At 37.5% G+C, this 24364-nt stretch carries 28 protein-coding genes; 15 read left to right on the top strand and 13 right to left on the bottom strand.

Going from position 1 to position 24364, the window contains the following annotated elements; genetic code table 11:
• Positions 1 to 85: 85 nt before the first annotated feature.
• A complete protein-coding gene (locus A994_RS03315) occupies positions 86 to 709 on the top strand; it encodes a molybdenum cofactor guanylyltransferase (protein ID WP_048204048.1) in 624 nt (207 codons plus the stop codon).
• A gap of 264 nt (positions 710 to 973) precedes the next feature.
• Here the strand turns inward: A994_RS03315 and A994_RS03310 are convergent, their stop codons facing one another.
• The 7 genes from A994_RS03310 to A994_RS03280 all read right to left on the bottom strand — a co-directional run bounded on the left by A994_RS03310 (position 974) and on the right by A994_RS03280 (position 5837).
• Positions 974 to 1177 (bottom strand): pseudomurein-binding repeat-containing protein, encoded by a 204-nt coding sequence (locus A994_RS03310; protein WP_237739693.1) that lies wholly within the window; start codon positions 1175 to 1177, stop codon positions 974 to 976.
• A 227-nt stretch (positions 1178 to 1404) separates the two neighbouring features.
• The gene (locus tag A994_RS03305; RefSeq protein WP_004029858.1) at positions 1405 to 2172 is read right to left on the bottom strand and encodes a hypothetical protein; all 768 of its coding nucleotides are present in this window, start codon (positions 2170 to 2172) and stop codon (positions 1405 to 1407) included.
• Between the two features lie 129 nt (positions 2173 to 2301).
• Positions 2302 to 2865, bottom strand: coding sequence for a precorrin-6Y C5,15-methyltransferase (decarboxylating) subunit CbiT (gene cbiT / locus A994_RS03300; RefSeq protein ID WP_004029857.1), 564 nt, complete (start codon positions 2863 to 2865; stop codon positions 2302 to 2304).
• Entirely contained in the window at positions 2862 to 3422 is a 561-nt protein-coding gene (locus A994_RS03295) for a UbiX family flavin prenyltransferase (RefSeq protein WP_004029856.1), read from the bottom strand. The genes cbiT and A994_RS03295 overlap by 4 nt, the downstream gene beginning before the upstream one ends.
• Positions 3423 to 3628: 206 nt before the next feature.
• The gene (locus tag A994_RS03290) at positions 3629 to 4786 is read right to left on the bottom strand and encodes an HD domain-containing protein (protein WP_004029855.1); all 1158 of its coding nucleotides are present in this window, start codon (positions 4784 to 4786) and stop codon (positions 3629 to 3631) included.
• Positions 4787 to 4875: 89 nt separating this feature from the next.
• Positions 4876 to 5316: a molybdenum cofactor biosynthesis protein MoaE gene (locus A994_RS03285; protein ID WP_004029854.1), complete on the bottom strand. Its 441-nt coding sequence runs from the start codon at positions 5314 to 5316 to the stop codon at positions 4876 to 4878.
• On the bottom strand, positions 5313 to 5837 hold the full coding sequence (locus A994_RS03280) for a nicotinamide-nucleotide adenylyltransferase (protein ID WP_004029853.1): 525 nt from the start codon (positions 5835 to 5837) through the stop codon (positions 5313 to 5315). The genes A994_RS03285 and A994_RS03280 overlap by 4 nt, the downstream gene beginning before the upstream one ends.
• Before the next feature lie 625 nt (positions 5838 to 6462).
• On the opposite strand from A994_RS03280, the gene A994_RS03275 reads away from it, so the two are divergent.
• The 3 genes from A994_RS03275 to A994_RS03265 all read left to right on the top strand — a co-directional run bounded on the left by A994_RS03275 (position 6463) and on the right by A994_RS03265 (position 9863).
• Entirely contained in the window at positions 6463 to 8196 is a 1734-nt protein-coding gene (locus A994_RS03275) for an ABC transporter ATP-binding protein (RefSeq protein WP_004029852.1), read from the top strand.
• Positions 8197 to 8704: 508 nt separating this feature from the next.
• The gene (locus A994_RS03270) at positions 8705 to 9256 is read left to right on the top strand and encodes a flavin reductase family protein (protein WP_004029851.1); all 552 of its coding nucleotides are present in this window, start codon (positions 8705 to 8707) and stop codon (positions 9254 to 9256) included.
• A 211-nt stretch (positions 9257 to 9467) separates the two neighbouring features.
• On the top strand, positions 9468 to 9863 hold the full coding sequence (locus A994_RS03265) for a universal stress protein (protein ID WP_004029850.1): 396 nt from the start codon (positions 9468 to 9470) through the stop codon (positions 9861 to 9863).
• 61 nt (positions 9864 to 9924) lie between these two features.
• Here A994_RS03265 and A994_RS03260 read toward each other — a convergent pair whose 3' ends face one another.
• Positions 9925 to 10317 (bottom strand): hypothetical protein, encoded by a 393-nt coding sequence (locus A994_RS03260; RefSeq protein ID WP_004029849.1) that lies wholly within the window; start codon positions 10315 to 10317, stop codon positions 9925 to 9927.
• Positions 10318 to 10891: 574 nt separating this feature from the next.
• Here A994_RS03260 and A994_RS03255 point away from each other — a divergent pair.
• The 10 genes from A994_RS03255 (at position 10892) to A994_RS03210 (ending at position 17651) form a co-directional block, all read left to right on the top strand.
• Positions 10892 to 11338, top strand: coding sequence for a pyrimidine dimer DNA glycosylase/endonuclease V (locus A994_RS03255; protein ID WP_004029848.1), 447 nt, complete (start codon positions 10892 to 10894; stop codon positions 11336 to 11338).
• A gap of 145 nt (positions 11339 to 11483) precedes the next feature.
• The gene (locus A994_RS03250; protein WP_004029847.1) at positions 11484 to 11642 is read left to right on the top strand and encodes a rubredoxin; all 159 of its coding nucleotides are present in this window, start codon (positions 11484 to 11486) and stop codon (positions 11640 to 11642) included.
• A 15-nt stretch (positions 11643 to 11657) separates the two neighbouring features.
• Positions 11658 to 11816: a rubredoxin gene (locus A994_RS13020; protein ID WP_004029846.1), complete on the top strand. Its 159-nt coding sequence runs from the start codon at positions 11658 to 11660 to the stop codon at positions 11814 to 11816.
• 310 nt (positions 11817 to 12126) lie between these two features.
• A complete protein-coding gene (rd, locus tag A994_RS03240; RefSeq protein ID WP_004029844.1) occupies positions 12127 to 12288 on the top strand; it encodes a rubredoxin in 162 nt (53 codons plus the stop codon).
• Between the two features lie 109 nt (positions 12289 to 12397).
• Positions 12398 to 12910 carry a ferritin gene (locus A994_RS03235; RefSeq protein ID WP_004029843.1) on the top strand — a complete coding sequence of 171 codons (513 nt, stop codon included), beginning with the start codon at positions 12398 to 12400 and terminating at the stop codon, positions 12908 to 12910.
• A 329-nt stretch (positions 12911 to 13239) separates the two neighbouring features.
• Positions 13240 to 13926, top strand: a complete 687-nt coding sequence (locus tag A994_RS03230) for a peroxiredoxin (protein WP_048204047.1) — start codon at positions 13240 to 13242, stop codon at positions 13924 to 13926.
• 142 nt (positions 13927 to 14068) lie between these two features.
• A complete protein-coding gene (locus A994_RS03225) occupies positions 14069 to 14776 on the top strand; it encodes a superoxide dismutase (RefSeq protein WP_004029839.1) in 708 nt (235 codons plus the stop codon).
• Positions 14777 to 15289: 513 nt separating this feature from the next.
• Complete coding sequence (locus A994_RS03220; RefSeq protein ID WP_004029838.1) at positions 15290 to 16591, top strand: phenylacetate--CoA ligase family protein; 1302 nt, start codon at positions 15290 to 15292, stop codon at positions 16589 to 16591.
• 157 nt (positions 16592 to 16748) lie between these two features.
• On the top strand, positions 16749 to 17180 hold the full coding sequence (locus tag A994_RS03215) for an ACT domain-containing protein (protein WP_004029837.1): 432 nt from the start codon (positions 16749 to 16751) through the stop codon (positions 17178 to 17180).
• Positions 17181 to 17312: 132 nt separating this feature from the next.
• Complete coding sequence (locus A994_RS03210) at positions 17313 to 17651, top strand: hypothetical protein (protein WP_004029836.1); 339 nt, start codon at positions 17313 to 17315, stop codon at positions 17649 to 17651.
• Positions 17652 to 17803: 152 nt separating this feature from the next.
• Here A994_RS03210 and A994_RS03205 read toward each other — a convergent pair whose 3' ends face one another.
• From A994_RS03205 to proS, 5 genes are all read right to left on the bottom strand, one after another.
• Positions 17804 to 18601: a zinc-ribbon domain-containing protein gene (locus tag A994_RS03205; protein WP_004029835.1), complete on the bottom strand. Its 798-nt coding sequence runs from the start codon at positions 18599 to 18601 to the stop codon at positions 17804 to 17806.
• Between the two features lie 109 nt (positions 18602 to 18710).
• Positions 18711 to 19478 carry a bifunctional hydroxymethylpyrimidine kinase/phosphomethylpyrimidine kinase gene (gene thiD, locus A994_RS03200; RefSeq protein ID WP_004029834.1) on the bottom strand — a complete coding sequence of 256 codons (768 nt, stop codon included), beginning with the start codon at positions 19476 to 19478 and terminating at the stop codon, positions 18711 to 18713.
• Positions 19475 to 20146, bottom strand: a complete 672-nt coding sequence (gene cofC / locus A994_RS03195) for a 2-phospho-L-lactate guanylyltransferase (RefSeq protein ID WP_004029833.1) — start codon at positions 20144 to 20146, stop codon at positions 19475 to 19477. The genes thiD and cofC overlap by 4 nt, the downstream gene beginning before the upstream one ends.
• Positions 20147 to 20344: 198 nt before the next feature.
• A complete protein-coding gene (locus tag A994_RS03190; RefSeq protein WP_004029832.1) occupies positions 20345 to 21034 on the bottom strand; it encodes an ARPP-1 family domain-containing protein in 690 nt (229 codons plus the stop codon).
• A 136-nt stretch (positions 21035 to 21170) separates the two neighbouring features.
• Positions 21171 to 22577, bottom strand: a complete 1407-nt coding sequence (proS, locus tag A994_RS03185; RefSeq protein WP_004029831.1) for a proline--tRNA ligase — start codon at positions 22575 to 22577, stop codon at positions 21171 to 21173.
• Positions 22578 to 23281: 704 nt separating this feature from the next.
• On the opposite strand from proS, the gene A994_RS03180 reads away from it, so the two are divergent.
• Entirely contained in the window at positions 23282 to 24328 is a 1047-nt protein-coding gene (locus A994_RS03180) for an NAD(P)-dependent glycerol-1-phosphate dehydrogenase (RefSeq protein WP_004029830.1), read from the top strand.
• Positions 24329 to 24364 lie beyond the last annotated feature (36 nt).

The raw sequence follows: 24364 nt of genomic DNA, 5'->3' as shown, positions 1-24364 counted from the left end.
CCGGTAACACTATTTTTCAAATGAATTTCGTATTAAATGAAACCCTATGTTTTAAAATAATCAAATAATGAGGTTTAAAAAGTTCATGAAGTCCTGTATAATCCTTTGTGGTGGTCAGAGCCGACGTATGGGACAGGATAAGGGATTAATGAAATTAAATGGGACCCCTATGATTATCCATACTTTAGAGATTGTTATGGATATTGTTGATGAGATCGTACTGGTTTTAAGAGATGAAAAACAACTTGGTTTATATAAAAAATGTGTTAATGACTTTAAAACTGAAAAAAATAAGCATAACACTGAAATTAAAATGGTCACCGATATTGAAACTGATCAGGGGCCACTTTTTGGATTATACACTGGTTTACTAAATATAAAATCAGGAGGAGCCCTACTATTACCCTGTGATTCTCCTTTTATCTCACATTTTTTTGTAAATAAAATGTTTGAATTAACTGCAGAAAGTGAAGTTCAAGCCATAATCCCAGTGTGGCCGGATGGATTAACCGAACCATTACATTCATATTACCATAAAGAATGCATTCCCCTAATTGAAGATCGGCTTGAAAAGGGTTTTAGAAATGTTAAATCATTATTGGATAAACTGAATGTGGCCTATGTTGATGTTAAAACTTTAGATCCAGATAAAAAGAGTTTTATTAATTTAAATCGTCCAGATGATGTACCTACATCTTTGAGAAAATAGATGACGTTTTAAATTTATTTTAATGGTTAAATCTTAAATTAATGATTTATCTGTTAGTTATAAAACTAAATTTGTAGTATGTTAACTCAAAATAAAGATTTAAAATCAATTATTGCCTTAATAGAATTTATAAAGTAATTTATCTCTGTGAACTCTTTACTTATTTTAGATAATCCTAGATAGGTAAAAAAAGGAGATTACACATTTTTATGGATTTAAGAGATTTTGATGATTTGGGGAAATAAACAGTGAAATTGGTTTGAATTATATTAAAATTTCCACTGCAGGAACATCTTCCAGAGGAGTGATGTCCACGCTTCCGGGGTTTCTTCCCATTTCAAGGAAGAACTTGTTTACCCTTTCAATCATGTCTATATATTCTCTTTTATCAATGCGGCAGCCTTCAACAACCGCATAGTCAGGCAGGTCTCCATTCAACCTTTTAAACTCTAATACCTTATCCACCATTTTTCTGTACTGCTCGAGAGTTAAACTCTCCATTAAATCAACCACATTTAGTTTTTTAATTTTATTGGTAGCACCACTTAAAAAGGTTGCGGAAATACTCGGTTGTTATAAACCAGTTCGGTTATGATTTTAAATAATTTCAAAGAATAAAAAAAATAGGAAATTTGTTGAAGTTGTTATAATCCTACTATTGAATTTATAGTAATCCTACTCTCATATTTTTTCAATTAATCTGATATTTCAACATGTGATTTGGGATCAAATGGGTTGGTTCTGATGGCCAGTGAGAACAGGTAGGGATAGTTGTTCATGAGGTGTTCCATGTACTCCAACCATTCTATTATCAGGAGACTGTATACTCGGACCACATCACCGGCAAGATGGTTGTAATCTGCTTTGGGAAGTTTGGACAGGTCATCCCTATTTTCCAGTTCTTCCATAAGGTGGAAAACTGCCCAGAGTAGTTCAGTGAAGGTTTCATGTTCCAGTAAGTTAGGGTTTTCCAGTAATGCCAGTAAGAATTTTCTTTCATTTACCAGGAACTTTTTAGCATTGACCAAAAATTCAATGGATTCAGATCCACCGTTAATATGAAGTGTGTAATCGAAGTTTTTGATGGTTTTTTTAGCATTTTTAAAATCCTGTTCGGACCAGGATTCGTTGATTAAGAGATCATTCCTTATGTGTTCTGTGTCCGGGTCGAATTTGGTTATTGATCCTAAGATGTGTGTTCCAACTTCACTGAAAAAGGCACCAATAACCATGTTCAGCTTTTCCATCATCTGCTTTTTTTCTCTGCTACTGATGGCATTTTCAATTACCAGCACCACGAAGAGTATTTCAATGGGTAAAAAGGCAGTATCAATACCTATATAAAACAAGACCTCATGGAGGTCATGGAAGATGAGGAAATTAGCTAAGTACAGTAAGGCAGAAAGGAATATCAGGAATATTCCCAGTTTCACCTTCCAACCAAAATATTTGGATAATTTCATTAATTTCACCTATTTTCTATTTTTATCTATTATCAATTTTGAATCAGTACTAATCTTAATCAGGAGAAGTGTTAATCCCGGAAAGTGTAGATTATTAACATTTTTACCTTACAGCTTAACATTTTACAGTTAGACCTTCACCGCTGAGATAATGGTTATGGGGTTTCTTCCCATCATCATGGTTCCTCTTTCTGTGATTTTACCCTTGGCAATGGTTACTTCAATCACATCCGGTACTAGTCCAATGTTTTTAATGGCATTAACTGCTTCCACTCTAGTTTCCAGGAGAATGGATGTTATCACAATTCTACCATTTTCTTTAAGCTTTTCATATCCCTGTTTTATTATTAGGGGAAGATCACCACTGCTACCACCAACGAGAATTACATCAAAGGAGTTAATACCTTCCAGTACCTGGAGGGCATCTCCCTCCAAAAGCTGAACTTTACTGGTTAAACCGTGTTTTTCCAGGTTTTTTCGGGTTAAATCTATGGCTTCAGGATTTTTATCAAATGCAATGACATTTAATGCTCTTTGGGCTGATTCCAGTGTCAATCCACCACTACCACATCCCACATCAACCACGGTGTCCTGTGAGGATATATTGGCTTTGCACATCACCAGGCACCTTACCTCTTCCTTGGTAGGCCCTGGAACGTTCTTGGTCTGGATGAACTCATCATCCGGGATCATGGGATCTCTCCCTGCCATCGCTGGTAGAGGTTATGGTCAATGTGGAGGACATCCAGTATTTTACCCACCAGGAAATCCACCAGGTCATCCATGTTCTGGGGTTGATGGTAAAAGGCAGGCATTGCAGGTAGGATAATGGCACCTTCCCTGCTGATTCTGAGCATGTTCTCCAGGTGAACCGAACGTAACGGTGTTTCCCTTGGTACCAGTAACAGGTTTCTCCTCTCTTTTAATGCCACATCCGCTGCTCGGGTAACAGCATTACTTGCAAAACCGGTTGAAATAGCAGATATGGTTTTCATAGTACATGGAACGATGATCATAGACTCAAATCTACAGGAACCACTGTTAATGGCACTGGTGAGGTCTCCGGGTTCATAGAATTTATGGCAAAGGTTCCGTAGTTGGTCTTCATCCATTCCCATTTCATATTTGAGGATGATCCGTGCCGGTTCTGTTACCACCAGGGCGGTTTCCTTCCCCATCTCTTTTAAAACTTCAAGGAGCCTTACACCGTAAACAACTCCACTAGCTCCAGTAATAGCTACCACTATCATTTTATCATACCTTTTTATTAAATAACTGTTCTAATGAGATAATTCAAGTAAATAAATTATTCAGGTACTCTATCTGATTAATTTACCCTTTTCATCAAAATACCAAATATACTCAAATACCTGTATTCAGAATACTTGCATCCTAAAATTCTTGAATCCCAATATTTACATCCGGTTTTAGGAATATGAATTCAATTATTCTTTTTTTAGAGATTCAAATAATCAATAAAATTAAGTTTAGAGGCAGAATCTGCGTATTCTTCAGGGAGATATATACACAGGTCCGCATGGTTGAAACGGACATCTTTTAAGGCCATAACCAGGTTGGAAATATCCCCCAGCATTACTGTGTCTCCATTGAGAGATACAGGAGTGGACATTTCATGGAAAATTGGATATTCTGGAACATCAACCAGTATAAAATCTTTATCAACACCCAGATCACCAGCTATCTCTTCTTCTACTTTCTGGATAGTCAAATCACTCATCTGGAATATACGTTTAGGATTATCAATATCATCAAATTTCAGAGAATATACTCGTTTGTAAAGCTGTCTGGTATCCAATCTCCCCATAATATCTTGAATGTAACCTTCTTCTGATCTGGCCAGTGAAATAATATCGGTATCATCGTAACGGTAGATTTCATGTTCATTGATAACCTTTTTTTCCAGGAGTTTCCCCAGGCACCGTCTGAACATGGAGTTAACAATTCGGGTGGTGTGATGCTGGTAAACGCTGGGGTACATGAAATATCGTGCCAGTAGCATGGATTCAGCAGCCTGAACACCTTTACTTTGGAGGAGGAGGATTCCATCATCCAGTTTCATGTTGTAAATAAGTCGCTCCACATCTATGACTCCATAAGCAACTCCAGTATAATGAGAATCCCGTAATAAGTAGTCCATACGGTCTACATCCAGTTCTCCAGATATTATCTGCCCCAGAGGACCTTCGCCATTGATGACCTTTAAAACTTCCTTCACTGAAAACTTTTCAGATAAAATATCTCCTAACTGTGATTCTTTAATGAGTTTAGAGGTTAGTTCTTCGTGGGATGAATCAAGTACCCGTTCTGATACATGAGAAAACGGTCCGTGACCAGCATCATGGAGCAGAGCACAGCTTCGCACCAGGGTATGGGTGTCTTCATCCAGCTGGAGGTTCCGGGCCAGTCTTGATGCCAGGTACATGGTTCCTATGGAGTGTTCGAAACGGCTGTGATTGGCACCAGGGTACACCAGGTAAGTGAATCCTAGCTGTTTGATCCTTCTCAGGCGCTGTATTTCAGGAGTATCTGTTAATCTAACTTCAAACTCCTCTAAATGAAGGTCCCCATGGACACTATCCCGGATAGACTTCATATGTAACCCCCATGCAATTCATATGTAACCCCCATATGTTATACCATGATATTTCCAATTTAGAACCCCTATTTAATACTAAATTTAATTTAACCCCCAGACATGATGATGTTACTGCCTGCACTGCCTTCTTCCACTTTTTTAAAGTCCAGTTCATATTTAACCCTTTCAATTATTTCTTCCAGTGCAGCCCTGGTTTCATGCCGGTGCCCTCCAGATACTGCCACCAGGAATAGAGGATCACCTGGCTTGAACTGACCCAGATAATGAACCACTGCAATATCGTTCACCCCGTGTTTTTCCTGAACCTGAACTAAAATGTTTTCAAGTTCATTTTCAGTTTTTGCAGTGTCAGGGGTGGTGAGTGCGAGTTTATCCGTGGTTTTAGCATCATCTTTACCTCTGACAATTCCTTCAAAGGTGAATATAGCACCACACTCGCGGATAGAGCTGCTTTTTTTAATCTGTTTGGTTAAATCATTCAAGGTGATGATTTCTTCATAATCTGAAATAATTCTGGCTATTATCATACTTCGCTTACCTCACGTCTAGCTAACTGTTTAATTCTGGAAATACCATCAATTTCATTAATGGCTTTTATCACTGATTGTGGGACTAATTCTTCCCATTTATCGCCTGAAAGCATTCTTCGCCTGACTTCTGTCCCAGAATAACTTTTTCTATTGAATAATGGTGGTTCAGTAACTTGGTATCCCTTTTCAGTGAAAAGTCTCTGTACCAGAGGGTTACCGGAATACACGTGTTCAAATGGGGGTGTTAACATTTCCATATGGGCCACCCAGATGGAGTTGCATTCAATATCCTGCACTGGTATAACGTAGTAACGTGAAGCATCCACGTTATTTTCTGCCAGGGCCTTGGTGATCATCATCACCCTTTCACCTGCTGTGAAGGGGTCTTTAATACTGTGGCTGACCTGTGCACTGCCTATTCCAATGATTACTTCTTCCACTTCATCCAGGATCCTTTCAATAACCTGGATATGTCCCCTGTGCACGGGTTGCATTCTCCCAACCAGAAGTCCTCTCATAGTAAAACACCAAATTAGTAGGGTAATAGAATTAATCACGTATCATATCACTGAAAATTGTATTTAGATTTAATACATGATTTGAAACTTAACTAGATATGTTATATATCGATTTAAATAGATTTCTTGTAAAGTATCTTATGATCATTTTTATGTCAATTTTACCGTGATTTAAATTTTCTTATGATGATTTTTATTTTAAATACTTCTCTCTTTCAACCCGCATAAATAATTAACCAAACATGGCTCAAGATAGCTAATTTAAAGGGGGCACTTATAAATTCCAGAATAACAAATGATTAGAGAAGATAAAGTAAATTGAATACAGAAATAAGTATATTAAAAAAAATGAAGTGATTATAAAGCCAAAATATTTAAAAAGATAGTTAATATCCCGGGAGATTAATTCTAAAAGAGGTTTATGATAGTTAATTTAAAAAACCAAACAACATCTATATATCATGGGATATTAAAAAGAGATTAAGTTTAATATGAAAAGAGATCAGTCTTGATACTTCAATGAAAAATGAATTTTCTAGAGACTAATTGATTTCAAGAGACTAATTCAATTCAAAGAGACTAATTCAATATTATAAACATAACAATGTATAATGGGTGATACAGGATGATAAAGGTTGAAAATCTATCAAAAACTTACCACATGGAGGAAGGTCCCGAAATTAAGGCGCTGGATCAGGTTAATCTGGAAGTTAAAAAGGGAGAAATTGTTGGTATTATTGGAACCAGTGGATCCGGTAAAACCAGTCTTTTAAGAGTCCTTAGAGGTGTGGAACCATTCGATGAAGGGAAAATTACAATTGATGATGTGACAGTAACCCCTGAATCCACCACTTACTATTCCAGGAAACTGCGTAAGGTAACAGCCATTCATCTGCAACGTTCTTTCGGATTATGGTCCGAAACCGCCTTGAACAATGTTGTTAGAAAGCTTTATGGTACTAAATATGGGGATGAAGCTTTAACTGATTTTGACTTTGCTTATAGCGAGTTTGAGGATGAAGCCATGGAAATTCTACGAGTGGTGGGCCTGGATCATAAAGCCACTCATTTCGCTCCAGTATTAAGTGGTGGTGAAAAACAGAGACTTATAATGGCCCGACAGCTTGCTAAAAAGCCTAAAGTTTTATTATTAGATGAACCCGCAACTATGTCCTGTCCTAAAACTAAACAGGAAATTTTAGATGCAATTAAAGCAATAAATGAGGATTTAGGGGTGACAGTTGTCCTAGTATCCCACCTTCCGGAAATTCATCATTACCTCTCCGATAGACTGATTCTAATGGATGAAGGCAAAGTGGTGGATGAAGGAACACCTGATAAGATAATAAAGGAATTCCTCCAGAAAATGGAAGGGGAACTACCAAAACGTGACCCTGAAGACATTGGCGATTCTGTAATTAAAGCACGGGATCTGGAAAAAAGATTCTATCTTCTTAAGGCAGGTAACGTCCTGGAATTGAAGGATGTGAGTTTTGATGTTAGTGATGGTGAGATAGTTTCCCTTATTGGACAGAGTGGTGCGGGTAAAACAGTACTGCTACGTATGATCGGTGGTCTTGATATTCCAGATGCCGGTACTGTTTCCTTTAAACTGGATGGTGAATGGGTGGACATGCACCAACCAGGAATTAACCGAATGAATATCCGCCGCCAGATGGGATTCATGCACCAGGAGTTTGCACTGGTACACCATGCCACTATAAGGGACCAGATAGCAGGAAGACTGGGAATCAAAGGAATAACAGTAGTGGATGAAGCTAAGAAAAAAGCAGAAGAGATGGGTATCAGTGACCTGGCACTGGATGTTCTTTACCAATTAACTGATCTACCCGAAAACGAAGCAAAACAGCGCCTGGAACAGTTAGGATTATCTGGAAGTATTTTAGACACTCTTTTCCCCAGTTTCCCTGATAATGAGGTGAAAGAATACGCTGAGCCCATATTCAAAGCACTGAATCTCCCATTGGATATCCTAAACCGCAGGTCCTACGAGTTATCCGGTGGTCAAAAGGTTAGAGCTACCCTGGCCCTGGTACTTTCAACCAAGCCCAAAGTCCTGATTTTAGATGAACCATTCGGAGATCTGGATCCAATAACCCTGCGTATGGTTTCTAACTCCCTTAAACGAATAAATAAGGAATTTAACACCACCATAATCATGGTTAGCCACCACATTGACTTCATCAATGAATTAGCCACCCGTGCCATTCGTATGGATAATGGTAAACTCATTGGAGATGGAGATCCAGATGAAGAATGTGAAAAATTCATAAAAAGCTGTGGAGCAGATTATCTTAAGGATATAAGTCTGTGGAAGGAAAAATTACTGGAAGATTAATCAACTAAGTAGTATTCCTGAAGATCAATCATATAAGGATATTCCAGAAAGTTATCACATTTCAGGAGTATCCAAAAGATCAATCAGACTTCAGGAGCATTCCACTAATTTAAAACATTTAGAAGTATCCAATATGATTAATAAAACTTCAGGAGCATTTCCAGTAGTTTAATCATATTTGGAGATTTCTGAAGATTGATATTATTTCAGGAGTGCTCTTAACGATTAATCACGTGTATGGTGTTCATGGAGATAACATGGTACGTAGATTGGCCGAAATATTGAGATTGATCCACATTGAATTTATTATTTGAATTATAGAAATATTTATTTGATTGAATAGAAATTGGATTAATTACATTAATTAATAGATTGAAATTTTAACATTCCAATTAGTTTAAAATTCCAATTAGTTTTTTTAATAACTGAATTAACAAAACTGAATTTTTAATAGATGCCAATTGAATAATATTAACCAAGTGAGATTTAATCAAGGAGATGTTTTTCAATGAAATTTAAAAAACTAGATGTTGAAAGTTTTTACCGGGTACTGGCACCCCGCCCAACTATAATAGTGACTACGGTGAGTAAAAAAGGAGAAGTGAACGCTGCTCCATTCTCTTTTACCATGCCTGTATCTGTGAATCCCCCATTAATCGCTGTGGCATCAGTTCCCCGGCACCACACTTACCAGAACCTGGAAGAAACTAATGAATTTGTGGTGAACATCCCCACCGCAGATATCCTCAATGAACTCTGGGTTACCGGTGAAAAATTCCCTCAGGGAGTTAGTGAAATAGAAAAAGCAGAATTAACTGAAATGGATTCCCTTGAAGTTACACCACCCTGGATCAAAGAATGTGTGGCTCATATGGAGTGCAAGGTTGAATTTACCCGTGAATGTGGTGATCACCAGTTAATAGTTGGTCGGGTTTTGAAAGTTGGTGTCCGTGAAGACGCCATTAAGGAAGGACTTCTGGATGTGGAATCTGTGAACCCCATTCTCCATTTAGGTGGAAAAGACTTTGTGGTGGGAGATCATCGCCGGAAAGTGGATTGAATCTGGTGCTAGGAATAATTCCTGTAAATATGAGTTTAATAATGGGAAGGGAATAAAATAAGTGGATTGATGCAATACAAAAGATACAGGGAAAAAAATATTAAAATAAAAATTGGGTATTGCAAAATTTAAAGCTGAATATTGAAAAATCCAAAACTGAATATTAAAAATTTAGTGAACACCATAAATAATGAAACAGGAGTATAAAAAAATGTTTAACACCATAATGGTTCCAACTGACGGATCAGAGTATTCTAAAAAGGCTGAAGACACTGCATTAGCCCTGGCCAAAAAACTGGGTTCTGTAGTTGTAGCAGTTCACATTATTGATGATAAACTCATATATCCCTATGAAGTGTTAGAAGAAGAGGGTAAAAGCATTTTAAGGGATGTGCAAAAAAAGGGTAATGAAATGGATGTGGATGTCCATGAGATACTGATTGTTGGAAGCCCTACCAATGATATGGCTAAAATTGCCCAGAAGGCAGGTGCAGATCTGGTAATACTAAGCACCCATGGTAAAACCGGTCTGGAAAGGCTTATAATGGGTAGTGTAGCAGAAAATGCCATAAAAAAGATATCAGTACCAGTGATGCTGGTAAAATAATTTTTTTTAATCTTTTTTTAAATCTCTTTAATTCCCCAAAAAAAATAAAAAAATAAAAAAATCAGATGCCAGTGGCAACTGCAGTAGCCCCGCCCCATGGAGCAGAGGTACTTTGTGAGGCAAGTGTTTTTCCACCTTTAGTTATTGAAACTGTTAGAAGTCCATTACCACCCTCTGTTTTACGAGCAGCAGCAGTTACAGATCCAGTCACACTACCTATATTATTGGTTTGATCTCCGGTACCAGATAATGAACGATATCCAAATGGACCACTTACATCAACAGCCCAACTACCAGAATAACTTACCACAATATTAACATCATTAGAAGCTGATGCATTTGAACTGGACGAGTTACCATTGGAATTACTATTACTGTTATTACTTGAAGTACATCCCGATACCGCCACCAAACCAATCACTAAAACTAACAATCCAATATGAAGTATTTTCAATCTATCCCCCTCCTTAATATTTTTATTTCATAATATACTAATTTTAAATCAGTAATACATATACTTATTTTTTTCCATATAACTTTCATTTAAAATAAGGCAAATTGAATGGATAATATTGATCTCAGGCAATGATTTATAATCAATAAATATGTCAATAAAACTTGATTAAAAAAATAAACATAAAAATTTTGAAAAAAAATTAGTTACTGTATTGTTTTTTCTCAACAAAAACATATCTAACTCCATACATTATATGAAGAATTGCTAATGCTCCTAAAACTAAAATCAGTGCCCATATATCCAGATTATCACCTCCGATAGCTAGTTTCAATTATAACCATCATACATTTATATACAAAAAAAATAGTTTATCCTACTCCTATTAAATCAAGTAAATAATGTAAAAAAGAATAAATATGCTCAGTTAAGCTTTAAAATAAAATTATCCAAATAAATGCAGTTTGCAAAAGGAAATAAACATAAATTTAATAGTTATAAAATATATAAGAGTATTATATCTGGTTAAATATTCTAAATTAAAAATAGGATAATAAGATATTAGAGTGGAATCATGAGACTCTGGAGCCTCCATCCTAAATATTTAGATAGTAAAGGGTTAGTAGCACTATGGAGAGAGGGTTTACTTGCCAGGGCAGTTCTAAAGGGGAAAACCAAAGGTTACACTAATCATCCCCAATTGATTCGTTTCAGGAAACAGGATCACTCCATTCTTTTTTTAGATACTTACTTAAACCATGTTTACCTGGAAGCAAATAGAAGAGGATACAATTTTAACCATGATAAAATAGGAACCGAACGTACTTCTAAGCAGATTCCAGTTACCAGTGGACAGATATCCTATGAACTGGAACACCTTCAGAAAAAACTCAAAAAAAGGGACAATAAAAGATATCAGGAAATAAATAAACTATTGAAACAGGGGGATTCACCCATTCCCAACCCTATTTTAAATGTTATTCCCGGAGATATTGAGATTTGGGAGAAATTAAAGAAATAATGAGATTAACATTACCCATATGATTATTAACCAGAGATGTGTATAATAATTAATGATAGTTACAGGTTAAACTTTGAAATTAACCATTAAATAAACTCAGAATATTCATTGCAATTCCAGAATAAGCATTAATTGAGGTGGTTAAATGAGCAGATACAAATGCAAAGTTTGTGGCTATATTTACGACAGTGAATCCGGCGAACCGCGTAATGGAACTGATCCTGGAACTGAATTTGATACCCTGCCTGATAACTGGTTCTGTCCTCATTGTGGGGCTAATAAAACCCGTTTCATTGCAATTTAAGTTGGAGGTAAGGTAATGAGAAGGTACAAATGTAAGGTTTGTAATTATATCTACGACCCTGAAGCAGGGGAACCAAGAACCAATACTCCTCCTGGAACTGCTTTTGAGGATTTACCAGATAACTGGAACTGTCCCAAGTGTGGTGCTGGAAAATTCCGATTTATTCCTATCTAAAATTAAAATATCTAAAATTAAAATATCTAAAATTAAAATATCTAAACTTAAAATATCTAAACTTAAAATATCTAAACTTAAAATATCTAAACTTAAAATATCTAAACTTAAAATATCTAAACTTAAAATATCTAAACTTAAAATATCTAAACTTAAAATATCTAAACTTAAAATATTTTTTTGATCCATACCACAATGAATCCGTGGTAATGAATAAAGATCCATACCTTAGTAATTAAAATTGCCTGAAATTAAGAATATGAATTTCATGAATTAATCATGAAACTATTAAAAAAAGAGGTGGAATATTATGCAAAAATACCTTTGTAAACCCTGTGGATACATTTACGACCCTGAAGTAGGAGATGACATGGCTGGAATCGAACCTGGAACCGCCTTTGAGGACTTGCCAGATGATTGGGTCTGTCCTATGTGTGGTGCAGATAAAGACTTGTTTGAACCAGTAGATTAAAAATAATTTAAAATAAATTTTTTAAAAAAAACAATTATTGCAATTAGTAGCTGAAATGATAAGTATGTCTACTGATGAGTTAAATGCATTTTAATGGAAGTGAAAAGACATGTTAGATGAAAAGATGGAAGAGGCCCTGAATTACCAGTTGAATCGGGAACTCTACTCTGGTTATCTATATCTGGCAATGGGGGCTTACTTTGAAGATCAGGATCTCCCTGGTTTTGGTAACTGGATGCGTGTCCAGGCCCAGGAAGAATTAAGTCATGCCATGAAGTTCTATGATTACCTGGTGCAGAGAGGGAGCCGTGTGCTCCTGGCAGAGATTGAAAAACCACAGAGCGAATGGGATTCATCTGTGGCTGCCTTTGAACATGTGTATGAACACGAGCAGATGGTCACCGGCCTCATAAATGGACTGGTGGATCTGGCCCTTGAACTGTCGGACCATGCCACCAACAACTTCCTACAGTGGTTCGTGGCTGAACAGGTTGAAGAAGAGGAATCTGCCAGTGGCGTCCTGCAAAAAGTGAAACTAGCCGGAGAATCGGGTAGTGGAATTTACATGCTGGACCAGGAATTAGCACAACGAATATTCAACCCACCTACCGCTTCTGAGTAATAATTTACTCAACCTTTTTTTATTTTCAATTTTAAATGAAATTCAATTTTTAACTCAAATGCTGAATTATTAACAGTAAATGCTAAATTGATTTAACTATAATACTAAATTGGCTCTTTTTCTAGTGTAATACATAAAAATTAACCATTTTATTTCTGATTTTTCCCGGGATCATATTTTTTATTCCTATGAGTATTCACTTTTATTTTTACATTAATTTTATGTTAATTAAATTTCACAATCAGTGCCCTACAGATTGGAATAATAAAAAATAAATAAAAACAGAAAGAAAAATAACACTGCATTAGTATACCTGAAGGGGGTAAACAATGGGAGAAAAAGTTTACGAACTAAGAAAAATTAAGAAAAAAGGAAAAGGAATGCCACTTATTGGAGACAAGTTCCCTAAAATGGAAGTTCAAACCACACAGGGAATGATGAAACTACCTAAAGCATTCAAGGGGAAATGGTTTGTTTTATTCAGTCATCCTGCAGATTTCACACCGGTGTGTACCACAGAATTTGTGGCTTTCCAGCTACGTTATGATCTTTTCCAGGAGATGAACTGCGAACTCATTGGACTTTCAGTAGATCAGGTTTTCTCACACCTCAAATGGATACAGTGGATAGCAGAAAACTTCGATATAGACATAGAATTCCCTGTAATCGCCGACACAGGTCGTGTAGCGGATAAATTGGGATTAATACACCCAAACAAGGGCACCAACACTGTAAGGGCTGTGTTCATCATTGACCCTGAAGGAATCATCCGCGCCATTTTATACTACCCTCAGGAGCTGGGTAGAAACTTAGATGAAATATTAAGAATGGTTGAAGGATTCCAGACAGCAGAAGAGAAGGGTGTGGCCATACCAGCCAACTGGCCTTGCAATGAACTTATTGGTAAGGGTTTGATTATTCCTCCACCAGCAGATATTGATGCTGCATTGGAAAGGCCAGGAGAGTACAAATGCTTTGACTGGTGGCTGTGTTACAGGAACTACTACAAATGGTAAATAGCTAAATTTCCTGAAAATTTTCCGGATATGTACTATAAATCGGGACAAATATACTATAAATCAGAAAAAGAAGATTGGACCAGACCAAATAGAGATTAATAAGTTTTTATAAACGTATTACAAAAAAGGGTGATAAACAATGGCAAAAAAGAAATATGAACTTCCCCCACTTCCTTATGGATACAAAGATCTGGAACCATACATCTCAGAGGAACAACTCCAGATACACCACGATAAACACCACCAAGCATATGTGGATGGGGCTAATGCAATTTTAGATAAATTTGACAGCAGACCAGGCATAGAGTTTGATGTTAAGGCTGTGGCCAAGGAACTTTCATTCCATGTGGGTGGATTCGTACTCCATAAAATGTTCTGGGAAAACATGGCCCCTGCTCCAAAAGGTGGAGGTGAACCAACTGGAACCCTTGCCAAGTACATTGAAAAGGACTTCGGATCCTTTGAAAGGTTTAAACAGGAATTTTCACAGGCCGCAATTAGTACCGAAGGATCAGGATGGGCAGCCCTGACCATCTGCCGCCGAACTGACCGACTGTTCATCACCCAGATTGAAAAACACAACGTCAACGTCATACCACACTTCCGGGTTCTAATGGTCCTGGATGTATGGGAACACGCCTACTACCTGGACTACAAGAATGTTCGCCCAGACTACGTGGGTGCATTCTGGAACATCGTAAACTGGGAAGAAATTAACCGTCGTCTGGAAATTGAACTCTTGTCAAACAGTTTAAACCTGGTGGATAATCGCAGGGTGCTGGACATGAAAATCGAAGAGTTCAGGGATAACTTCGATGACTGGATAGCATCCTTTGATAAGAAATAATTTCTTTTCTTATTTTTTCTCTTTTTTAGTTTATGCAAATGAGTGGATTTTGTGATACTGATTCTTGTGTGATATACCTGATTCTCATCAGCCTTAAGTCTGTTATAATAACTATAATTTGCGTATCAATATAACAGAACTGAATAATCTATTATATTAATTAATTTTATCTATTCTTATGAACTTATTTTATAAAATAATTTGATATTTGTAAATATTTTCATCAACCCCATTATTTCAAATAGCCATAATGATCAAGGTTGTGCAGTCAATTAACAATAGATAAATATAATCTATTTTATAGTGGTAATGTAAAATAGATGATTAAATGGCAATCACAGGTTTAACTTAAAGGGTAAAATCATAGGTTATGTTTAAATGGTAAATCCTAGTATGACTTAAATGGTAAATCATAAGTTTACAATCTATGATAAAGTTATTCTACTGATAAAATTAGTTATTAAATAAATTATTCGTTAAAAGGTTTATTATGGTCCATTAGAGGTGTAGAATATGATCTGGAATGAAAAGGCTGAGTGCATGCCAGCCCAGGAAAAGGAAACATTACAGCTTAAAAGATTACAGGATGTTGTTAAAAGGGCTTACGAAAACGTACCCTACTACCGGAAGAAGTTGGATGAAGCAGGGGTAACCCCTGAAGACATTCAAACTCTTAAAGACATAGAAAAAATACCATTCACCACTAAAAGCGACTTAAGGGAAGCATATCCTTTTGGAATGTTTGCAGTCAGTACTGATGAGATTGTGGAGATCCATACAACCTCCGGTACCACCGGTAAACCCACTGTTTCAGGTTACACCCCTAAAGACCTGGAACTATGGGGAGAAGTTATTGCCAGAGCACTTTCCATGGCTGGAGCCACCAAAAAGGACATAGTACAGAACTGTTACGGTTATGGTCTTTTCACTGGAGGATTAGGAGTACACCACGGTGGTCAGAAGTTGGGTTGCACTGTAATACCCATCAGCGCCGGGAACACCAAGCGCCAGATTGAAATAATCCAGGACTTTAAAAGTACCATCCTTACCTGCACTCCCAGCTACGCCATGTACATCTCCGAGGTACTGGAAAGGGAAGGTATCCCTAAAGATGACATAAAACTCAAAGCTGGGGTTTTCGGGGCTGAAATGTGGACCGAAGAGATGAGGAATGAAATTGAAAGAAGACTGGACATTGATGCTCTTAATATCTACGGACTCACCGAGATCATTGGTCCTGGTGTGGCCAATGAATGTATGGAAAAGAATGGTCTGCACATCTTTGATGATCACTTCTACCCTGAGATCTTGGACCCACAGACCCTGGAAACACTACCTGAGGGGGAAAAGGGAGAACTGGTACTAACCACTCTTACCAGAGAGGGTATGCCTGTTCTGCGCTTTAGAACCAGAGATATCACTGTCCTGCGTAAGGGTGAATGTGGCTGTGGAAGAACCCACATAAAGATGGACCGTGTAACCGGAAGATCCGATGACATGCTCAAAGTCAGGGGAGTTATTGTATTCCCATCCCAGATTGAAAGGGCACTCCTCAAGATTCCTGGAATGGAACCAAACTACCTGATCATTGCCAGCAGACCAGAACACTTGGATGAACTGGAAGTACAGGTGGAAACATCCCCTGCACTATTTTCCGATGAAGTCAAACACGTGGAACAGGTTAAAAAATCCATACAAAAACAGATACACGATGAGATAGGACTCAGGGTAAATGTTACCCTAGTGGAACCGCGTAGTCTGCCTAGAAGTGAGGGTAAAGCAGTCAGGGTTATTGACAAGAGAGGACTGAATTAATTCAGTTTACATTGATTTAAAGACCATAAATGATATAACTGGGACTTAAAATCCAATTAATAAAGATAAAATCCAATTATTGAAATATAATATAAAATTAATAGGATATATTATAAAATTTACAGGGGATGAAATGGATATGTCAGAAGATAAAAGAATGAAATTAAAACAGATATCTGTATTTCTTGAAAACAGGAAAGGAAGATTGGGAAAGGCAATGAACGTTCTTTCCAATGCTGGTGTTAATATCAGGGCCCTTTCAATAGCTGACACCTCTGAATTTGGCATATTGCGCATGATAGTCCACAATCCAAAAGAAGCAAAGAAAGCCCTGGAGGCAGATAACTTCGTGGTAAAGGTCAACGAAGTCATTGCGGTGGAAGTCATGGACCAACCCGGAGGACTGGATGAACTTCTTGGTGTTTTAAATAAAGCTGATATTAATGTGGAATACCTTTACGCTTTTGTAGAGAAAAAAAGTGACAAGGCCATAGTGGTACTGCGCACAGAAGATGTTGATTCTGGTATAAATGCCCTGGAAGAAAGTGGAATTAACATATTATCCGCTGCTGAGATTAAACTCCTTTAAATACGTTATTTATCCTTTATTTTTTTTAATCATATCTGTTTAAAGAACTATAATTCCAATATACAGTTGACATTTTGTAAGATCTGATATGATTACAATTAATAGTGCTAATTAATATTGCAAAGTGATTAAATGGTTAATAAAAGAGTAGTTATTGGAGTTATAACCTTAATTGTTATTTTTTTGGGGGGTTATGTGTTTTTAAGTAATAGTGGCCCAAATGATCAGGATTATGATAAATGCCCAATTTGTTCATCGAATGCATCTTATATAACTTTTGATGATACATATTTTTATTATTATTGTCAAGATTGTGGCTGTGTTTTTGGTGTTACCAAAGCTGTTCCACATTTGTCGACCTGTATTGAAAATGATTCTAAACTGTATAATGTAATTTTTAATATTTTTCAATCTGAAAAAAAGCTAGATGAACTATATCAACAATATAAAAACAAATGCAACTTGAAATAAAATCTTAATGACATATTAAACAATTTTTTTTGGTTATTTCTTGTGCGTTAACCTGAGTTATACAATGCAGTTAAAGTAGGAGAGGATCATTTCTCTCTCCCCCCCTTTAATCTTCATTTTTCTTAAAATTTCCTTATTTACCAATTAATGCATTATATCAAATCTAGATACTTGTTTTTAATCTTGTCAAATTCTTCCTGAGTTATTGCACCTATATCCAGAAGTTCTTTGGCTTTTTTAATACGCATCACAGGATCTTCAGCGGGTGCAGTTTCTTCTTTGGATTGAACTTCAGCAGATTCCACAGGAGCTATTTCTTCTTCTGGCTGAACATTATTGGCGGATTTAAACTGTTCGGGAACCTTTACTTCAGGGATAACTGATTTTTCTTGAGTTTCTGTTTCAGGGGGTTCAACTGGTTCCTGTTCAGTTACAGGTTCTTGTAAATCCGCCTCATCCTCTGATGGTGACACAATGGGTTTGGTTTCAGCTACAGGAACTTCTTTTTTCTCTTCCACCACTTCAACTAACGGTTCCAGGCGTTTTTCTGTAACAGATTCATTCTCAAAGACCGATTCATTCTCAAATTTATGTCCACATATTATACAGAACTTGGCGTCAAGTTTATTCTTCTGACCACAGGAAGGACATTGTTTAAAATTATCTGCAGTTGATGTTGGAGTAGCTGTAGGTGTTTCTTCACCAGAAACAGGTGGAGTTACTTCACTGGGAGGGGATGGAATAACCTCATTGGAAGTTGTTGGAGTTTCTTCTCTTGCCAGTGGCGCCCCACATCCCACACAGAATTTAGCACTTTCAGGGTTTGATGTCTGACATTCAGGACAAGTTTTCGATGCTGATGATGATGGGGGTGTCTTCTTTACTTCAGAAAATGTTTCGCCTCTTCTTTTAGCTTCTAACCTTCTTCTTATTTCTTCACTGGAAACCATGAACACACCTCAATTTTTTCCTATTTTTATTTTGTCAAAACTTATTTATCAAAGCTTCAAATATCTAATGAATACTATCATAAGATTCCGATATTATAACATTAATGGGTTATAGTTGATTTTGTCTCCACATCTGATTTAAAGTACCATGACCACCATTTTCTATGGCTTTTTTAGTAAAATGGGATGCTTTTTTAAGGGATTCAACCATGCTTATTCCCATCGCCATGTAAGCAGTGATTGCTGAGGAGTAGGTGCATCCTGATCCATGGGTGTTGCTGGTTTTAATGATCTCTCCTTCAATAAAATTTATATCATTTCCATTTGAAGAATTTTCATAAAAAATATCCCGCCCGTTTAGGTGTCCACCTGTAACTACAGTGGGGCATAATTTCCCCAGTTCACAGGCCACATTAGCGGCATCTTCCTCATTTTTAATTTCCAAACCAGTCAGTACTTCTGCTTCATGGATGTTGGGTGTGGTTAATTTTGCCAGTGGTAAAAGGTGTTTTTTAATAGATCTGGCTAGATCATCTCTGGATAATGTTCCTCCAGAACCAGCTACCAGTACCGGGTCCACCACCAGTTTCAACTGGTATTCATTTACTTTCCTGGCCACCATCTCCACCATCTCACCGGAATAGAGCATACCAGTTTTAGCATACTGTATATCTTCCTCAGCCATTACGAGGTCTATCTGTTTGGCCACAAAATCCGTGTCAACTGGTTCCACACCACCCACATGTTTCACATTCTGGGCAGTGAGGGCGGTGATAACTGCAGTGGGGTAAACTCCCAGTGCCTGGAATGTTTTCACGTCAGCCAGGATCCCTGCCCCTCCAGATGGGTCGAAACCAGCAATGGACAGGGCTATCATTTTCTCTCCACCATTAAACGTTCAGTTCCATGGTTTGATTTAACCTGTAGGCCAATGCTTTTTAGAAATTTACGGGTTTGTGTTCTGAAACCATGAATAATTATCTCTCCCAGGTCTTCCGCGGTATTTACATCCAGGGAAAGGTAAAAAGAGTCATAGATATACCAGGACACCCCTGCATTTTCTGCTTCTTTCAGGTGTTCGAAAAAGCTCCAATCCCCGAATTTCATCTTTATATCCTTGGTAGGACATAAAAGGGCATTGGTTCCACCACCCTTGGCTGGGGCAATGACCATTGGCCATTTATCCGAAAGTTCAATCATTTCCTGAACCTGGTCCTGATGTATGAGGGGGACATCTGAAGGTACAATAAGCACCTGATTGGCATAGTTTGAACACCACTCCACTGCCTGGGTCAGTGCACCGTTGAGATCTGTTTTTCCCTTCTCAGGAAGGCAGGTGACATTTAAATCCGCTACAAAATTGAGTACATCTTTATCTGAGCTTATAACAACAACCTGATCCACACTGCCACTTATTGCCCCTATAACATCCATTAACATGGATTTAAGAAGATTTTCTCTCTCAAGTGGTGAAAGAGTGGGCGATAGTCGTGTTTTTGCCTCAGAAAACCTGGAAACAGGGATTATTGCAAATGTTTTGGTCATGTCAATCAATTTGTTTAAGGTTGTATGCAGAATTCATTAGGTAAATCCATATTAACATACCAAGAATTTAAGGTAATCTATATTTAGATACCCGGAATTTAAGGTAATCTATATTTAGATACTTGGAGTCTAATGGTTTAGATACCGAAGATACCTGGAGTTATCTAATACCTGGAGTTATCTAATACCTGGAGTTATCTATATACCCAGAGTGTTCTTGAACCATTGCCTGATGTCACTGACCCAGGTGTTGGCACTGTTATCTGAATCTGCGGTTAAGGAAATGTTTCCGATTGCATCTGAAGTAAGGTTGAAACGGCTCATCACATCTGTTTTAGCAGTATCCAGTTTTTCCTTTAACAGGTAATATTTTGTTTTCTGAGTCTGTACTACTGCCATTGATTCACCAGAATAGACATCAACATTCCCTTTACTGGCAATGATCCATATCTGCATCTGGGATTGGGTGGCGTTTTGAAGGTCTGAAGGGTTGGAAGTGTCAATGATCTGTTTGACTTGGTTGGATACTGTTCCTGCTGGGTATAGTGTGGATCCTGGAACTGCTTTTTGATCAGGTTCTATGCAGTATGCCTGTACAGTGTCGTTGCTGTTGGGGTTTACTTTTTTATCATCAATGATAACCAGGTCCTGTGATTCTTTACTTTTGAGAATGGTTCCTTTATCCACCATCACCGGTTTGGTACCATTATTATTTATGGTGACGTTGTGGGGAATAGCACCAGCAGATGTACTTTGAACAATTTCAACCTGTTTATTATCATAGGCCTGTTCCAGTGTGGTTCCACCGCCAGAAAGGAAGCTCATGGCCCCACATCCAGCTGCAAAGAGCACTACTACCATTATCAGTAAGATTACCCGTATATTCATACATTACCCCTTTAACACCAGATGGATGTTATTATATTGTTATTTATATCTTATTTTTGTACTTAATAATTTTAATCAAAGTTTTAGGGATAGTTATAAGCACTTGAGAATTCTAAAATGGATTTAAAGAAGGGATTTAATATGTTTTAGCAAGAAGGGCCACATTACGGGCATCTTTCCCACATTTTATACATTTACCTTCTGTTGCCTCTTCCTTTACACCCAGAATATCAACATTCACGTATTCCTCAATTTCCTTGCCGCAGGATTCATCCCCACACCACAGGAAGGATACAATTCCCTGTTCATCTGTGATGATGTTTTTGGCTTCTTCCAGTGTCTCTGCAGGACGGATGTTATCCTGGAAGTTTTCCCATGCTTTAGTTTTGAGATTTTGGGTAATGTTTCCTAGGATGTTGTTTAAATCATTGATAAGTGTCTCTTCATTGTAATCAATGATTTCTTTCTCCAGGGTGTCCCTGCGCACTACAACCATTTTCTTATTTTCTATATCCCTTGGTCCTATTTCCAGGCGTAGTGGTACTCCCCTCATCTCCCATCCGTAGTACTTCTTACCAGCCCTGATGTCACGATCATCAAGGTGAACCCTGAGACCTGCTTTTTTAATTTTATCCTTTAACTGGTTGCAGAAGTCCAGGACTTCCTGGGCAGTTTTCTTGAAGAGTACCGGTACAATAACTATCTGGTATGGTGCCACAGCAGGGGGAAGGTTCAGTCCAGATGAATCTCCATGAATACCAATGATTGATGCTATTACACGGTCAGATAATCCATAACATGTCTGGTAAACATATTCGTGTTCTCCTTCTGCTGTTTCATAGGTGATGTCAAATGTGCGGGCGAAGGTCTGGCCCAGGTTGTGGACTGTACCTATCTGTAGGGTTTTACCATCTGGTAGGAGAGTATCGAAGGCCATGGTGTAATCAGCACCGGGGAATTTATCCCATTCTGGCCGTTTGGTAACCACGTAGGGTATTCCCAGCTGGTCAAAGAAGGAACTGTATATTTCAATAGCTCTTTCAACCTGTTGACTGGCACCTTCAGAATCTGCGTGGATGGTGTGGGCTTCCTTGAAGGTGGTTATTTCCCTGACCCTGATTAGGGGTCTGGTGTGTTTGGTTTCATAGCGGAAGGTGTTAACCACCTGGTAAAATTTCATGGGAAGGTCGGTGTGGGAGCGTACCCATAATGCAAACATGGGATACATGGCTGTTTCACTGGTGGGTCTGAGAGCCAGTTTTTTATTAAGGGGTGTTAAACCTCCATGGGTTACCCAGTAAACTTCCTCTTCAAATCCCTTAACATGTATTGCTTCTTTAGCCAGTTCATCTTCTGGTATGAGCATTGGGAAGAGTACTTCTTCGTGGTCTTCATCTAAAATTTCTTTAAGCAGGGAAAGTGCATATTTTCTTATTTTAAATCCCTGAGGCTGCCACACATGCATTCCCTTAATTGGGTATCTTGTGTCGATTATCTCTGCTTCTTCCAGGATATTATGGAACCATTCACTGAATTCGGACATTTCTTCACCATAATTTACTTAATTTGATAATTTTATTTTTTTTAAATAGGAATAAAATGATCTGCAGCTAATTTATTTAAGATTCATTAAACTAACAATTCTTAATTGTGAATTTTAATAATACTTCTTAATTATCTGAATTTTAACTAACAATTATTAATATATCTGAATTTTAACTAACAATTATTAATATATCTGAATTTTAAGTACAATTCTTAATCATATTATATAAAAGAGGGACTTCTTATTCTTTCTTATTCCTAATTTATATGTTACTAATATCTCTATTCCTGTTTTACATCAGTATATTAAATTTACAAAAGTATTCAAATAAATGTTAACAATTAATGTTTAATATGGGCCATAATAAATGTTTTGAATGAATGGAGTACAGGGATGATTTAACAAACTTTTTCCCACTTAATCATTATTAGACACTAAATCATGCATAACCTACAATTACATCATATTTTCCGGTTTACCCAACTAAATATAGTTAGGATTAGAGGAGATAAAATCAAAAATTATTTTATCTGTTAACCTAAAGATTAGTATGGATATTTTAATTAATTTAATGAAATTTAGGTAAATATTTCATTCGTTTGAAGGATCAAAAAATCATTTAAATGGCTGAATAATAATCAGTAGCATTTAATTCGTTGCTAGAAGCATTAATAGAAGGGATATTATAAAAGGAGATTTACATGGATTTTAATCGGGTAAAATTACCCCGGGAGATCCACAGCGGACCCGGAGTGCTCAAAGAAACTGGATCAATCTGTAAGGATTTAAAGCTCAGTGGTAGAGTACTGGTGGCCAGTGGACCCAGAACAATGAAAATTGCTGGAGAATCTGTCATCAGCAGCCTTCAGGATCATGAATTTGATGTGGAAACTATTATAATTAAAAAACCATCCATGGATGCAGTGGAAGAAGTTCAGGATCATATGGAAAATATGAGTGCTGTTCTGGGAGTTGGTGGGGGGAAAGTGATTGATGTAGCCAAAATGGCATCAACTCGTTCTGGAACTCACTCTGTGAGCATTCCCACTGCAGCTTCTCATGATGGTATTTCATCTCCCCGTGCTTCCATCAAAAATCAGGGTGGGAGTGTTTCCTTATCTGCAGAACCACCAATAGGAGTTGTAGCAGACACCCAGATCATCAGTCAGGCCCCATTTCGCCTTTTAGCAGCAGGATGTGGGGATATCATCTCTAACTACACTGCAGTCCTGGACTGGAAACTTGCCCATAGATTGTTAAATGAAGATTACAGTGATTCTGCAGCAGCATTATCACTTATAACTGCTGAAACAACAATAAAAGCTGCAGGCCATATAAAAGAGGGTCTTATTGAAAGTGCAGCCATTGTGGTCAAGGGACTTATATCCAGTGGAATGGCCATCAGTATTGCTGGTAACAGCAGACCAGCCAGTGGAGCTGAACATAAATTCAGCCATGCACTGGACATTATAGCTCCAGAACCCGCTCTTCACGGTGAACAATGTGGGGTAGGAACCATAATGATGATGTACCTCCATGGTGGTGACTGGGAATTCATCCGTGACACCCTTAAAACCATTAAAGCCCCAGTAAATGCTCAAGAACTTGGAATAGAACCAGAGTATATTATTCAAGCTCTTATGAAGGCCCACAACATTCGCAAGGAAAGGTATACTATCCTTGGTGATAGGGGACTCACTGAAGCTGCAGCCATAAAACTGGCACGTAAAACCGGAGTAATAGATTGAAGGAGTAATAGATTGAATTAATGTTTAAAACTTAAT

It is taken from the genome of Methanobacterium formicicum DSM 3637 (genome assembly GCF_000302455.1).
Taxonomy (GTDB): domain Archaea; phylum Methanobacteriota; class Methanobacteria; order Methanobacteriales; family Methanobacteriaceae; genus Methanobacterium; species Methanobacterium formicicum_A.
Note: the sequence above shows the minus strand (reverse complement) of the source record. Positions and strands in the feature narration are given on the sequence as shown.

What these genes read in the sequence shown, in the direction of transcription:
- A994_RS03205 (WP_004029835.1), bottom strand. Translation starts at nt 18,601, where the DNA reads ATGGTTTCCAGTGAAGAAATAAGAAGAAGGTTAGAAGCTAAAAGAAGA.
- A994_RS03265 (WP_004029850.1), top strand. Translation starts at nt 9,468, where the DNA reads ATGTTTAACACCATAATGGTTCCAACTGACGGATCAGAGTATTCTAAA.
- A994_RS03215 (WP_004029837.1), top strand. Translation starts at nt 16,749, where the DNA reads ATGAAATTAAAACAGATATCTGTATTTCTTGAAAACAGGAAAGGAAGA.
- A994_RS03285 (WP_004029854.1), bottom strand. Translation starts at nt 5,316, where the DNA reads ATGATAATAGCCAGAATTATTTCAGATTATGAAGAAATCATCACCTTG.
- A994_RS03230 (WP_048204047.1), top strand. Translation starts at nt 13,240, where the DNA reads ATGGGAGAAAAAGTTTACGAACTAAGAAAAATTAAGAAAAAAGGAAAA.
- A994_RS03210 (WP_004029836.1), top strand. Translation starts at nt 17,313, where the DNA reads ATGGTTAATAAAAGAGTAGTTATTGGAGTTATAACCTTAATTGTTATT.
- A994_RS03255 (WP_004029848.1), top strand. Translation starts at nt 10,892, where the DNA reads ATGAGACTCTGGAGCCTCCATCCTAAATATTTAGATAGTAAAGGGTTA.
- A994_RS03310 (WP_237739693.1), bottom strand. Translation starts at nt 1,177, where the DNA reads ATGGTGGATAAGGTATTAGAGTTTAAAAGGTTGAATGGAGACCTGCCT.
- A994_RS03225 (WP_004029839.1), top strand. Translation starts at nt 14,069, where the DNA reads ATGGCAAAAAAGAAATATGAACTTCCCCCACTTCCTTATGGATACAAA.
- thiD (WP_004029834.1), bottom strand. Translation starts at nt 19,478, where the DNA reads ATGATAGCCCTGTCCATTGCTGGTTTCGACCCATCTGGAGGGGCAGGG.
- A994_RS03250 (WP_004029847.1), top strand. Translation starts at nt 11,484, where the DNA reads ATGAGCAGATACAAATGCAAAGTTTGTGGCTATATTTACGACAGTGAA.
- A994_RS03290 (WP_004029855.1), bottom strand. Translation starts at nt 4,786, where the DNA reads ATGAAGTCTATCCGGGATAGTGTCCATGGGGACCTTCATTTAGAGGAG.
- A994_RS03190 (WP_004029832.1), bottom strand. Translation starts at nt 21,034, where the DNA reads ATGAATATACGGGTAATCTTACTGATAATGGTAGTAGTGCTCTTTGCA.
- cbiT (WP_004029857.1), bottom strand. Translation starts at nt 2,865, where the DNA reads ATGATCCCGGATGATGAGTTCATCCAGACCAAGAACGTTCCAGGGCCT.
- A994_RS03315 (WP_048204048.1), top strand. Translation starts at nt 86, where the DNA reads ATGAAGTCCTGTATAATCCTTTGTGGTGGTCAGAGCCGACGTATGGGA.
- A994_RS03280 (WP_004029853.1), bottom strand. Translation starts at nt 5,837, where the DNA reads ATGAGAGGACTTCTGGTTGGGAGAATGCAACCCGTGCACAGGGGACAT.
- A994_RS03220 (WP_004029838.1), top strand. Translation starts at nt 15,290, where the DNA reads ATGATCTGGAATGAAAAGGCTGAGTGCATGCCAGCCCAGGAAAAGGAA.
- A994_RS13020 (WP_004029846.1), top strand. Translation starts at nt 11,658, where the DNA reads ATGAGAAGGTACAAATGTAAGGTTTGTAATTATATCTACGACCCTGAA.
- A994_RS03295 (WP_004029856.1), bottom strand. Translation starts at nt 3,422, where the DNA reads ATGATAGTGGTAGCTATTACTGGAGCTAGTGGAGTTGTTTACGGTGTA.
- A994_RS03180 (WP_004029830.1), top strand. Translation starts at nt 23,282, where the DNA reads ATGGATTTTAATCGGGTAAAATTACCCCGGGAGATCCACAGCGGACCC.
- A994_RS03235 (WP_004029843.1), top strand. Translation starts at nt 12,398, where the DNA reads ATGTTAGATGAAAAGATGGAAGAGGCCCTGAATTACCAGTTGAATCGG.
- A994_RS03270 (WP_004029851.1), top strand. Translation starts at nt 8,705, where the DNA reads ATGAAATTTAAAAAACTAGATGTTGAAAGTTTTTACCGGGTACTGGCA.
- cofC (WP_004029833.1), bottom strand. Translation starts at nt 20,146, where the DNA reads ATGACCAAAACATTTGCAATAATCCCTGTTTCCAGGTTTTCTGAGGCA.
- A994_RS03305 (WP_004029858.1), bottom strand. Translation starts at nt 2,172, where the DNA reads ATGAAATTATCCAAATATTTTGGTTGGAAGGTGAAACTGGGAATATTC.
- A994_RS03275 (WP_004029852.1), top strand. Translation starts at nt 6,463, where the DNA reads ATGATAAAGGTTGAAAATCTATCAAAAACTTACCACATGGAGGAAGGT.
- rd (WP_004029844.1), top strand. Translation starts at nt 12,127, where the DNA reads ATGCAAAAATACCTTTGTAAACCCTGTGGATACATTTACGACCCTGAA.
- proS (WP_004029831.1), bottom strand. Translation starts at nt 22,577, where the DNA reads ATGTCCGAATTCAGTGAATGGTTCCATAATATCCTGGAAGAAGCAGAG.